The 12576-nt window shown below is 43.6% G+C and carries 10 protein-coding genes and 1 pseudogene; 4 read left to right on the top strand and 7 right to left on the bottom strand.

The genetic code is table 11. The features are described from left to right. Nucleotides 1-129: pseudogene (locus AC805_RS27265) on the top strand (transcriptional regulator); the annotation flags it as partial. A gap of 100 nt (nucleotides 130-229) precedes the next feature. On the opposite strand, the gene ribH reads toward AC805_RS27265, so the two are convergent. The 3 genes from ribH to AC805_RS03785 all read right to left on the bottom strand — a co-directional run bounded on the left by ribH (nucleotide 230) and on the right by AC805_RS03785 (nucleotide 2890). Beyond that, nucleotides 230-712 (bottom strand): 6,7-dimethyl-8-ribityllumazine synthase, encoded by a 483-nt coding sequence (ribH, locus tag AC805_RS03790; RefSeq protein ID WP_009626197.1) that lies wholly within the window; start codon nucleotides 710-712, stop codon nucleotides 230-232. A gap of 311 nt (nucleotides 713-1023) precedes the next feature. Then, nucleotides 1024-1212: a photosystem II reaction center protein PsbZ gene (gene psbZ / locus AC805_RS24500; RefSeq protein WP_072143510.1), complete on the bottom strand. Its 189-nt coding sequence runs from the start codon at nucleotides 1210-1212 to the stop codon at nucleotides 1024-1026. A 346-nt stretch (nucleotides 1213-1558) separates the two neighbouring features. Continuing rightward, complete coding sequence (locus tag AC805_RS03785; protein ID WP_082429391.1) at nucleotides 1559-2890, bottom strand: histidine phosphatase family protein; 1332 nt, start codon at nucleotides 2888-2890, stop codon at nucleotides 1559-1561. A gap of 787 nt (nucleotides 2891-3677) precedes the next feature. Between AC805_RS03785 and AC805_RS03780 the strand changes: the two genes are divergently transcribed. Then, nucleotides 3678-5951, top strand: a complete 2274-nt coding sequence (locus AC805_RS03780) for an Rne/Rng family ribonuclease (RefSeq protein ID WP_055074170.1) — start codon at nucleotides 3678-3680, stop codon at nucleotides 5949-5951. Between the two features lie 355 nt (nucleotides 5952-6306). On the opposite strand, the gene AC805_RS24495 is transcribed toward AC805_RS03780, so the two are convergent. Next, nucleotides 6307-8061: a serine/threonine-protein kinase gene (locus AC805_RS24495; protein ID WP_072143509.1), complete on the bottom strand. Its 1755-nt coding sequence runs from the start codon at nucleotides 8059-8061 to the stop codon at nucleotides 6307-6309. 197 nt (nucleotides 8062-8258) lie between these two features. On the opposite strand from AC805_RS24495, the gene petC reads away from it, so the two are divergent. Both petC and AC805_RS03765 read left to right on the top strand, forming a co-directional pair. Further along, nucleotides 8259-8798 carry a cytochrome b6-f complex iron-sulfur subunit gene (gene petC / locus AC805_RS03770; RefSeq protein ID WP_009626191.1) on the top strand — a complete coding sequence of 180 codons (540 nt, stop codon included), beginning with the start codon at nucleotides 8259-8261 and terminating at the stop codon, nucleotides 8796-8798. 151 nt (nucleotides 8799-8949) lie between these two features. Continuing rightward, on the top strand, nucleotides 8950-9933 hold the full coding sequence (locus AC805_RS03765) for an apocytochrome f (RefSeq protein WP_055074169.1): 984 nt from the start codon (nucleotides 8950-8952) through the stop codon (nucleotides 9931-9933). Nucleotides 9934-10208: 275 nt separating this feature from the next. On the opposite strand, the gene frr is transcribed toward AC805_RS03765, so the two are convergent. The 3 genes from frr to AC805_RS03750 all read right to left on the bottom strand — a co-directional run bounded on the left by frr (nucleotide 10209) and on the right by AC805_RS03750 (nucleotide 12574). Continuing rightward, nucleotides 10209-10757 carry a ribosome recycling factor gene (gene frr, locus AC805_RS03760; protein WP_040688205.1) on the bottom strand — a complete coding sequence of 183 codons (549 nt, stop codon included), beginning with the start codon at nucleotides 10755-10757 and terminating at the stop codon, nucleotides 10209-10211. Next, the gene (gene pyrH, locus AC805_RS03755) at nucleotides 10744-11556 is read right to left on the bottom strand and encodes a UMP kinase (protein WP_269433547.1); all 813 of its coding nucleotides are present in this window, start codon (nucleotides 11554-11556) and stop codon (nucleotides 10744-10746) included. The genes frr and pyrH overlap by 14 nt, the downstream gene beginning before the upstream one ends. Before the next feature lie 121 nt (nucleotides 11557-11677). Then, a complete protein-coding gene (locus AC805_RS03750) occupies nucleotides 11678-12574 on the bottom strand; it encodes a pentapeptide repeat-containing protein (protein ID WP_055074168.1) in 897 nt (298 codons plus the stop codon). Nucleotides 12575-12576 lie beyond the last annotated feature (2 nt).

The raw sequence follows: 12576 nt of genomic DNA, 5'->3' as shown, positions 1-12576 counted from the left end.
TTTGCACTTTGGCAACGACTGGATCGCAAGCTAAAGGATGCTCTCTATAGCATTTGTTTAGAAGACCTGTATTACGATGCTCGCAGTTGGCAGGCATCGCAAGGACAAAGTGCGGGATTTATCATTTAAGTATAGCTGCGTCCCGTAGGGGCGCAACTTTACGGGTTTTGAACAGAAACAAGTGAGAGAGCGATTTGCGCTCTCTCACTTGTTTCTGCATTGCGGCAAATTACTTTGCCCGAATTTGACGCATGAGATTTGCCATCTCGATCGCACCCATGCCAAATTCCCAGCCTTTATTACTTTTAACCCCTGCCCTTTCCAAAGCCTGCTGCATCGTGTCAGTGGTCAATACCCCAAAAATAATTGGCACACCCGTCTGGAAAGAAGCCGCTGCGACACCCTTAGATACCTCGTTTGCCACATAGTCAAAATGGGGGGTATCACCACGGATGACCGCTCCAAGACAAATAATTGCGTCATATCGTCCTGAAGTAGCTAATTCTTTTGCCACCATCGAGATTTCGAGGCTGCCAGGTACCCATGCATAATCAACTTGGCTGCCAGTCTCAGACACATCCACACCATGACGCAGTAGCGAGTCTTGGCATCCTTGGAGGAGCTTACCGACGATCAGGTCATTAAATCGGGCGACCACGATCGCAAAGCGCAGACTATCAGTATTGGTAAAGCTACCTTCAAAAACTGCCATAAATTATTCTTAACTTTTATATTCTTAAATACATTCTTAAATTTTGTTCTTGTTTATTCCTATACCAATTCACGAATACCAATTCACGAAAGTGTAATAACACTTTTGTGAATTAAAAGCTAAACCTAGTAAGGGTTCTCAGGTTAAGAAATGGCTACGCCATTTCTTAACTTGGTATTAAACTTTAAATAAGAACAAAATAAGCGAGTGAACTAAATCGAGCTAACTAAAAGCTATCAAAAGCTTGATTAAAAAACCTTTGATCCCTTTTGGGTATTCTTTTGGACTCGCTTAGCTATGACTAGGCGAGACTAGGCGACAAAAGCATTCAAAATGCCGATGACAATTACGAATGCCAACCAAATAAGAGAACCAAGAAATAACAGTGGCTTGGTTTGATTCCAAGAGCTAGGAGAAGCGTAAGCGACAGGTACGCCAATCACGAGAACGAAGGAAAACAGTACGAAAGCTGCCAATAAAAGTTGGAATAGAATAGTCACTTTATTTAAACTCCGAATACTAAAACAAGATACTAAGACAAATCCTTTACACCAAATTAGCAGAAAATGCGTCTCTCGACAGTTTGACAGAAACGACGCTTAAATGACGCTTATAAGTAGATAGGCATAATTAAAAAGAGATTCAAAGCCTGTAGCTCAAGCGCAGCAAGCACCACAGGCTCTGAGGTTTTATATTTAAATGTGCTTAGCTATCTACCTATAATCGTTTAATCGCTTTCTCCAAACTTTAGCGGGTAACGATTTGCTAATACTTTAACAAATCACGAAAAACAAATCACAAATCACGAAGAACTCTGTTCTGCGGACTTTGGGATTTTTGGGGATTTTAAAGAGCACCTGCGGCTGTGCGGTCTAGCACTCCCTCAGATAGGTGAGTCGTAATATTTCCAGATTGTAAAATAGGACGATTTTTTGCGCCTTTAGGATAGTCAATCACGCTGACACCGCCATTGCCCTGTTTAAATACCCAAAATTGTTCGGGTGTAAAATCAAATAATAGGCAAAGAATTGCCTTATTGACGGCATCATGGGCGACAACTAAAGCGGTTTCTCCCGCAGGGACTGATTCCACAATTTTTTGCCAGATGAGCGCGACCCTCTCCCAAACCTGTTGTAAATTTTCACCTTCAGGCATTTGGACGGTTTCGGGTTGGGACTGCCAGAGTGCTAGTTGCCCTGTAAATTCCGCTTCGATTTCATGCTCGAACTTGCCTTCCCAGAGCCCGTGGGAGATCTCCTTAAGTTCGTCAAATAGTTCAAGTTTAATGTTTGGGTGTTTGCTTAAAATCTCTAAAGCCGTGTCTTTAGGTCTCAACATGGGACTACTAAAGGCTTTATCAATTTTTGTATTTGCTAAAAATTCACTAGCTCGTCGAGCTTGGGCATGACCATTGTTGTTGAGGGGGACATCAATTTGTCCTTGAAAACGTTTTTGGCGATTCCATTCAGTTTCACCATGACGCACCAGTAATAGGCGCGGACCGTCGTGATTTTTCTTGACGGGGGGCAAGGGCGAGCCAGAAATATCCGCGAGATGGCTCGCGAGGTTGAGGGACTCAAGCTGTACGCCTTCGACTAGACTAGAGCCTTGGAAATTTAAGACCGTAATCGCGCAGTTGACCTGTTGAATATTGTGATAAAGACGGACGGGAATGCCGATCGCCGAGCAGATCAATGCTCGATTGATCCCACTATGCCCTACTAATAGAATCGTTTTATCTTGATGTTTGGGTAAGATCTCTGCCCATAGTCCCTTGGCTTGCTCGAATAGATCGAGAATGGGATAGCGATCGCCTAATTGAAATGTTTCTGGGGCATTTTGCCAGCGATCGTATTTCTCAGGGAACTGCTCTTTTACCTCACTAGCGATCATCGACTCCCACTCGCTGAGATCGATTTCCAGTAAACCATCGGCTGTAATTAACTCTGGAGGATTAAAATTTTCAGCCAAAATAATTTGAGCCGTATTTTGGGCGCGGACAAGGGGACTTGCATAGGCAACATCAATATTGAGATTTGCTAGAGCCTTACCCGCTAGTTTGGCTTGCTGCTTGCCCTTATCGGTCAGAACCGACTGCAACTCTGGGCGATCGTAATTACCGCGTCCTTGAATTTTGCTTAGGATATTGAAATTACTTTCGCCGTGACGGACGATCACTACTCGCGTACTCAGAAACTTACCCTCGTTTTCTTTATGGCATTTTTAGGCGTTTTTAGTAAGAGATCGGCTGGTAGCTAGGCATAATTAAATACAGATTAAACACATAGTTAAATCTAAAACCCTAAAAGCTGCGCCGCAGCTTTTGAATCTGGTTTGAATCTGGTTTGAATCTAGTCGTTAATTATGCTCCGCTGCTTACTTCAGAATCCCTTACACATTTAATATTAAAACACTATTAAGAAAATGTAACGCTCAACGCTGCGCTATAATACTACGATAGGCTTAAGCTGGCTGTTAGCTAAAACGCATCTAGCTGCTAGTTGAGCGCATTGAGCTTACTCACCATAATCATAAACTTGAACTATCAAGTACGCTGTTTTACCTACAGGCTGAATGCTGTAGGCGAATGGTGTAAGCACCTTTTAGATAGTCTAAATAAACGCCAGTCTAAGAAGTAACTTAATTCTTTTAACGAAACCCCACCAATTTTCCATACAAAGCAATATGCCTTGTTATCGTGATGTCAGAGCAGACACAGCGACTAGTTACTAGCTCGGTACATAGCTAAGTAGCTGGTTGACGATCTAGGTAGCTTGCGATTGAAATTTTTTCTTGTTTTCGTTATTGGTACGTTCTGTTTTGAAGCCCCTGCGACTCCTTGAGTATGTGGATAAAGGGTTTGAAAGATATTTTTTAATATTTTTTTATACGAAGTATAGAAAAAATATTTTTCAAGTGTTCTTAGGCTGGCTCTTTTGAATCGAAGAAATTCTGAGGAAATTGAATGCCAAAGCAAATAATTATTGCCGAGCAGTATCGAATTGCTGCTGTTTTTAGTGAAGATCAAATTGAAGAAATTGTTGTTGCCGCAGGAACTCATCAAGTTGGGGATGTTTACTTGGGCGTTGTTGAAAATGTTTTAACAAGTATCGATGCGGCGTTTGTGAATATTGGCGATGGCGATCGCAATGGTTTTATCCATATCACCGACCTTGGTCCTTTAAAAATGCGGCGATCGTCTGGTTCGATCAGCGATCTGGTCGTCCCTCAACAGCGCGTACTCGTGCAGGTAATGAAGGAGCCCACGGGAAATAAAGGTCCTCGTTTAACAGGAAATATTTCGTTACCTGGTCGTTATGTGGTGCTATTGCCCTTTGGAAGGGGCGTAAATCTATCGAGGCGCATTCGCAGTGAAGCCGAGCGCAATCGTCTCCGCGCCCTAGCGATTTTGGTCAAGCCTGCGGGCATGGGGATTTTGGTGCGCACTGAGGCGGATGGAATGCCAGAGGAGCAGATTATTGAAGATCTCGATAATTTACAACGTCAGTGGGAAGGCATTCAACAGGATGTGGCAACTACCCGTCAACCCACTTTGTTAGATCGCGAACGTGACTTTGTCCAAAGGGTGTTACGTGACTTATACAGTACCGAAGTAAATCGGATTGTGACCGATACCAATGATGGTTTGCGCCGCATCAAACAACATTTACTGGGCTGGGGCGATGGCAAAATCCCTAACGGTTTGATGTTGGATCATCATCGTGAACGCACGCCAATTTTAGAGTATTTTCGGGTAAATGCTGGTATTCGGGAAGCCCTCAAGCCGAGGGTGGATTTGCCTAGTGGTGGCTATATCATCATCGAGCCCACTGAAGCTTTAACCGTAATTGATGTTAACTCTGGCTCTTTTACCAAGTCCCAAACCTCACGGGAGACAGTGTTATGGACAAACTGTGAGGCGGCGGTGGAGATTGCCCGCCAAATCCGTCTGCGCAATATTGCTGGCGTAATTGTGGTGGATTTCATCGATATGGATACCCGTCGCGATCAATTACAATTGCTCGAACATTTCAATAAGGCGTTGCGATCGGATAAATCCCGTCCGCAAATTGCGCAACTTACAGAGCTAGGGCTTGTCGAGCTTACCCGTAAGCGTCAAGGACAAAGTATTTATGAATTGTTTGGTCGTCCTTGCTCGACCTGTGGTGGTCTCGGACATTTGATGCATTTACCAGGGGAAGCAGCGGGACAACCTGTTGACGCAACATCAAGGACTTGGGAATCAAAGCAATCAAATCAACTCGATTTTACGTCCGAGTATGAAGATGGGGATTCGGAGTTGGGGGGTGGACTGGAGCCGAATTTGGTGAACCATCCCAGTTATCAAGAACGGGGCAATCTGCGCCGACGTGGTAAAAGGGCAATGCTCAATAAGGATTTGCGGGAATCCCGCGAGTCTGAAAAAGCTACCCCCGTGGATGTGCGATCGCGGTTTGAGCCAAGGGTTGAGATTCAAGCTGAGCCAAGGTTTGAACCAAGGGTTGAAGCAAGAATTGAGCCAAGGATCGAGCGCGATGTTGTGGCTGAACGGGCAGTTCCGACTAAAATTTCTCTGCCCAATATTGCGGCTAACGCTTTGCAGTCTAAGGCGATCGTCGAGCCTAACGAAGAATTGGTCGAGGTAACTGATGTAGCTCCCATTTCAGGGTCTGAAAATTTACCTGAACGTCCTAATAAGCGCGAAATTCGTACCAAGGTAGTGGAGCCACCCGAAGTGATTGTGGTGGAGATGACTGAGGAAGAGCAGGACGTTTATTCGCTAATTGGGATCTCTCCTCTAGTACTTGTTGATCGCGAAGTTAAAGACCCTCGCAATGTGATTGTGACAGTGGCTTTACCTGGGCAAGCGCCTAAGATTGCCAACAATATGAGTAATTTGCGATCCAATGCAGAATCTAATGCAAGGGCTGTATTTGACGCAAATCCAGAATCAAATCCTACGACAGAGGAGGAAACCTTATCGGAAAGCTTTGAGGTGCAAGCCACTACAGCACTGTCGGATGAAATTTTGACCGATCCAGTGGTTAGCCCCGCCAAGGTTAATGGCAGCTCTAGCGGCGTAATCTTGAGGGTCAATCGAGCTAAGCTCTCAGATGCAACTGATGGCGATGAAGTTAATGATTTAAAGACAGAATTTTCGGAAACGAATAAGGAGTTTGTGCCGATCCAATCTCCTGAGGCTTCCCGTCGCAAACGTTCTTCTGCTGCCCAGCCATAAAAAAACGGCGCTTAGCGCCATTTTTTTAGTTAATACTAAAGCTCAAAATGGCTGCGCCATTTTGAGCTTTGAAAACCCTTGCTAGGTTTGGTTTTTAATTACCAAAAGTGTAGCCACACTTTTGGTAATTGGTATAATACCAATTACCAAAATGGCAACGCCATTTTGGTAATCTCAAAACCTTACTGGGTTTAGTTTTTCATTACCAAAAGTGTAGCCACACTTTTGGTAATTGGTATAACGTGAGTTCGGGATAATTGGAAATGAGCTATGAGCAATGGTTTGCGTAGCAAACCATTGCTCATAGCCCAAAAGTAAAAGCCTTGCTACGCAAGGCTTTTACTTTTGGAGTTGTTTAAAAAACGAGATCGACTTCTAGTTTTTTCAAATTAATTGCATACAGCATACAGCCAGATATATTGGTAATGGCGATCGCTAATAAGTGAATATCAATGGGGGCGATCGCTGTTACTTCCCCGTCAATAATCAGATTATTAATATTGTTCCCGCGTAGATCTAACAATATTAAAATCGTTTGATAGTCATTGTATTTCGCCGTAATCGCATATCCCCAAGGTGTTGCCACGAGAATTAAGACCTCATACTTCAAAGGAATCCGCATCAAGCGATAGGGCTTCAGATCCAGCATTAACAAGTTTCTACGGTTATCTGCTTCCAATAAAAGGACACGATCTTCCGTAAATGTGGCAATCCCCGCCGCAATTGCTACGGGTAATGCTAATCGATACATAATATTGCAACGCCGTGAGATCACGATCGCACGACTTTCGTTAGTTTCAGTTTTATTCGCGATCGCTAACAAGTGATGCCGATCAATAGCGATGATGCAACTCAAGTCCCTAGAGGCAAACTCAAGACGCATGGCTTTACTGTAAACCAAATTTCGTATTTCGAGCTGTTTACCCGTAGATACCGCAAACCAATCACCATAGGGAGAAATTGCCCATTTAAAAGTTTGGGCTAAAGACTGGGATGATTGGTATAAAGATTTGGGAATGCCCCGAACGAACTGGTAAATAGAGCGTCTAGTGATCGCAAATAATGTCTTTCTTACAAAAGCGATCGCCTCAATTGCTTGTTCGGATTTAGCAATCTGTTCAGTTTTATCTAAGGACAGACTATGACCATGCAAAAGAAATTTAGAAGCGCTATAAAAGCGAGATTTTTCCGCGCCGACAATGCCAATAATGCTTTCAGATGTGTGGCTTTGATCGAAATGGGGTGCTTTTTGGGAAAAGAGAATTTGGGTAACCCTTTCTTGCTCCCCCCCCGTTTGAAACTGGCTAAAGTCTTCCGATTGCAATGTGTCTAATAAATCTAGCCGCATTTCACGAGCCGAGCTATATCGCCGCTGCGGTAACTTTTCGAGGGCGCGCAAGATAATTGTTTGCAGCGATCGGGGCAAACTATTAGGGACAACTACCCTCTGGTTGAGATGGGCATTCATCAACTCCGTCGGCATTCCCGAAAAAGGGCGACTACCTATTAACAGCTCGTACAAAATAATGCCGACTGCATATATATCCGAACCAACGGAGAATTGACCGTAGAATCTTTCTGGAGCCATATATCCAGGAGAACCTGTATTACTTGCATCGGAAACAGTTTCTTGGCTGAGACGGGAAATCCCAAAATCAGAAAGCTTGGCTTGCCATCCCCGATTCGTAATTTTTAGGAGAACATTTTCGGGCTTAATATCGCAATGGATAATATTTGCCCCATGGGCATGTTCTAAACCCAGCAAAATATCGCTTATGAGATCAAAACATTGTTTTACCGTAAGTGACTTTGTGTGATTGATCAAATCTCGCAAAGTTCCCCCTTCACAATATTCCATGACCAAATAGCGATAATTTTGATGGTGGACAAGGGCAGTACAGGCAACTATATTTTCATGCTGGAGAGTTAGTAAAAAACGGAGCTCCCTCAAAAGCTTACTGGTCGGAAATCGTTTATGCTCTAATTCTTTGAGGGCTACCAGTTTGCCTGTATCTCGTATCCGCGCGCATAAAACCTTACCAAATTGCCCTCTACCAACTAAGCCTAGGATCCGATATTTAGAGAACTGCGTGGTAGATTTTTCATTCATAACTAGCAAAAACAAGTCCGAAAAATATCAGTATCACTTAACCTCACCTCACGTTAACTTTAGCAGTACTAATTGAAATCATGTTGCTTAACATTTCGTTGCAAAACAACTAGAGAGAAGTCCGAGGATTGTCGATATCATGGTAGGAAGTGATATATAAAACGTAATATTTCTCAGCCAAATCCTTATTCAAATTTATGAGTCAAGCTTCTACATCCGCCGATGTCCCTAGCATGGGTCGTCGCCAATTCATGAACCTCATTTTAGGAGGTTCTGCTGCCGTCACTGCTCTTGGGGCAATTTACCCTGTAGCTGCCTATTTTGTACCGCCTTCCCGTGGTGGTGCAGGTGGTGGTGTTGCGGCAAAAGACGCTCTGGGTAATGATGTAATTGCTTCTAAATTTTTGGCAGATCATCAAGCAGGCGATCGTGTACTTGCGCAAGGACTCAAAGGCGATCCTACCTATATTGTTGTTAATGACAACAAAGAAATTGCTTCCTATGGACTAAACGCAGTTTGTACTCATCTTGGCTGTGTTGTACCTTGGAATGTTGCCGAAAACAAATTTATGTGTCCCTGTCATGGATCTCAGTACAACGCTGAAGGTAAAGTTGTACGTGGTCCTGCACCACTATCCCTTGCCCTTGCCCATGCAACGGTTGCCGATGATGTTGTGCAATTTAGCACTTGGACTGAAACTGATTTCCGCACCAATGAAGCGCCTTGGTGGTCTTAAGAAAAATATTTTCTCGAAATCTCGCAACCCCAAATTTGCAATCCCAAATTTGCAATCCCAAATTCGCAATCCCAAATTCGCAATCCCAAATATTGCCAAAATACTGCCAAACATTGGCTAGCCAGTCTTTAAATCACATTTGAACTCATACATGAAAAAAGCTTTGTTCCGTGTCAACCGTTTGATTGTGGGAATCAGTCTATGTGTCCTCACAAGCTTAACGCTTCTATTTGGCGTTAATATTCAGTCAGCTCAGGCATATCCTTATTTTGCTCAAGAAGCTTACAAAAATCCTCGTGAAGCCACTGGTCGTATCGTCTGTGCCAACTGTCACCTAGCCCAAAAAGGCATTGAGCTTGAGCTACCTCAAGCCGTTCTCCCCGACTCGGTATTTGAAGCTGTCGTTAAACTCCCCTACGACCATACCCAGCAGCAAGTTAGTGCTGATGGCAGCAAAACAGGCTTGAATGTAGGTGCAGTTTTGGTACTCCCTGAAGGTTTCAAGATTGCTCCTGAAGAGCGTTTGTCTGAAGAGCTTAAGGAAAAAACCAAGGATATCTACTACCAACCCTATAGCGACACTCAAGAAAATATTGTCCTAGTTGGCCCTGTCTCTGGTGATGAGTATTCCGAAATTGTGTTCCCAGTTCTTTCCCCCGATCCTGCTAAGGACAAGAATGTTCACTTCTTGAAATATGCCGTTCATGCTGGCGGTAATCGCGGTCGCGGTCAAGTTTATCCTACGGGCGAAAAGAGCAATAACAATGAATACAACTCTACTGTTCCTGGTTTAGTTACCCAGATCAGTCCGATCGCACCAAATGAAGATGAAGGCATCTATGGTGGCTATGAAATCTCAATCCAAACCACCGATGGTAGCATTGCCGTTGAGAAGGTTCCTGCTGGTGCTGAGCTAGTTGTCGAGCCTGGTAGTGAAGTTAAGGTTGGTTCGCCTCTAACTACCAATCCTAATGTTGGTGGCTTTGGTCAACATGATGGCGAAATCGTATTGCAAGATCCTCGTCGCATTCAATGGCTACTAGCATTCTTTGCTTCTGTAATCGTTACCCAAATTTTGTTGGTACTGAAGAAGAAGCAAGTCGAAAAAGTTCAAGCTGTTGAAATGAATTTCTAAGTAAAGAACAATCATCAATAAAAAAGGAGAAATTAGCATAGCTAATTTCTCCTTTTTTATTGAGTTGCTATAGCTAAAATACCAAAGCTCAAAATGGCAACGCCATTTTGAGCTTTGAAAACTCTTAATTGGTCTTAATGGGTTTTGTTTTTAATTCACAAAAGTGTTGTCACGCTTTCATGAATTGGTATAAGTTGGCTTAATTAAATATAAAACTCTAAAACCTGTGGCGAACGCTGCGCGTGCGCTACAGGTTTTAGATCTGGATTTTGTTTTTAAATTGTGGAAATTTCTTTTTCTTTTTCAGCAGTGACTTTATCAATATTTTTAACGAACTTTTCCGTTAATTTATCCACTTGCTCTTGTTGGCTTTTAGAATCATCTTCAGAAATTTCTTTTGCCTTTTCTAGCTTTCGCAAAGAATCGATCGCATCGCGACGAATATTACGAATAGCAACTTTACCTTCTTCGGCAAGTTTGGCAACCATTTTTACCAATTCTTTACGGCGATCGGTAGTCAATGGGGGGATATTTAGACGGATGCTAACACCGTCATTATTGGGGGTAAGCCCAATATCTGACTCTGAGATCGCCTTTTCGATCGCCCGCATTGTGGAGCGATCGAAAGGCTGGATTTGTAGAGTGGATGCATCAGGCGAAGAAATATTTGCGAGAGCCTTTAGGTGTGTTTCCGCACCATAATATTCCACGGTAATTCGATCTAATAGCGAAGCATTAGCACGCCCCGTTCGCACAGTATTGAAATTGTGCTGGGTCGCTTCTACAGCTTTCTGCATTCGCGCCTCAACATCAGTTAACTTCACAGGAACCTCCAACATAAGTACCAATCGATTCTCCCATGACGACGCGACGAATGTTACCTGTAACACCAAGATCGAACACAATAATTGGGATGCCATTTTCTTTGCATAGGGCAAAGGCCGTGGCATCCATTACCCGCAAATCATTGATTAGGGCATGGTCAAAGCTGACGGATTGATAGCGTTTGGCAGTGGGGTTCTTCTTGGGGTCGCTGTCGTAAATGCCATCGACTTTAGTCGCTTTGAGGATCACTTCGGCATTAATCTCAGCCCCACGAAGCGCCGCCGTGGTATCAGTCGTGAAATAGGGATTGCCCGAACCAGCCCCAAAAATAACCACCCGATTATTTTCAAGGTGGCGGATTGCGCGACGGCGGATATAGGGTTCGGCGATCTCTTGCATGGCGATCGCGGACATTACTCTTGTGGGGATGGGGTCATCTAGTTGCTCTAAGGCGTCTTGTAAAGTAAGAGCATTCATGACTGTGGCAATCATGCCAATATAATCAGCCGTAGCGCGATCCATTCCCTTAGCGGCTCCATTAATACCGCGAAAGATATTGCCGCCACCAACTACGATCGCCACCTCAATTCCATCTTTGACAATTTCGGCAACTTGCAAGGCGATATCTTGGACAACTTCAGGATCGATACCAAAGCTACGATCGCCCATGAGTGCTTCGCCACTCAGTTTTAACAAAATACGTTTATATTTAATGGGTGTAGTTTTTGTTGATGCGCTTGTCGTTTCTTGTTTGATTTCTTGTTTGGTTTCTTGTTTGGTTTCTGTAGTTGCGTTCATGTTTCATTCCTAACTGATTAGTTTCTAGCGCGATCGCTTTTTATTTTTTCTCTCTCTAGACAAGACGTACCTACATACCGTTACAGTTTCTACGCCAAATGACTTAACTTATATAATTGCGCTAATCGGTTACATACTCTGTATTGAGATCGACCTCGCAATCAACTGGTTGCAGAGAAGCATTTGAGAAATCCGTACAATTTAAGTTTGCTCCATTTAGATTGGTTCTTAGTAAAAATGCACCTTTAAAATTAGCTTTATAGCAATTGGATTTACTAAGATTTGCCCCATCTAGACAGGCTTGACCGAGATAGGACTCAATCAGAAATGCCCCGTTAAGGTCTGCTTCCTTAAGATTGGATGCCGAGAAATTAGCATTACTGAGATTTGCCCCACTGAGATCGGCTCCACACAATAAGGCATCGCTGAGATTGGCTGCATATAAATTTGCACGGGAAAGGTCGGATGTCGAGAGATTGGCATGGCTAAGATTAGCGTCACTAAAGCTCGCCCCACTTAGATTAGCGCCTTCCAGATTTGCTCCATTTAATTTTGCCCCGTCTAAGTTTGCTCCTTTCAGAAAGGCTTGGGCAAGATTTGCTCCTTCTAGGTTAGCTCCGACCAAAGACGCACAACTTAAATTAGCTCCAGTCAAGTCAGAATTAGCGAGACTCACAGCATTGAGATTTGCACCAGTTAAGTCAGCATCCCTTAGGCTAGCTCGTTCTAACCTAGCACCATGCAAATCAGCCTTAATCAGACTAGCACCATTTAGATCCGCCTCGCAGAGATTGGCATCACTCACACTGGCGCGGTAGAGGACGCTGGCATTTAGATTTGCGCCATATAAATTAGCCTCGTTTAAGGTGGCGCAGGATAGGTTAGCTTCGTTCAGATTGGCATTGGCAAGATCGATCGCCGTTAAACCTACCCCGCTCAGATTTTCACTACTAAGATCGATATCACTAAAATCTCGGAAGCCTTGATTGTAGCGATCGATGAGTTCTCTAGCTTTCATTT

It is taken from the genome of Pseudanabaena sp. 'Roaring Creek' (assembly GCF_001402795.1).
Taxonomy (GTDB): domain Bacteria; phylum Cyanobacteriota; class Cyanobacteriia; order Pseudanabaenales; family Pseudanabaenaceae; genus Pseudanabaena.
This window is presented reverse-complemented; position numbering and strand designations above follow the sequence as displayed.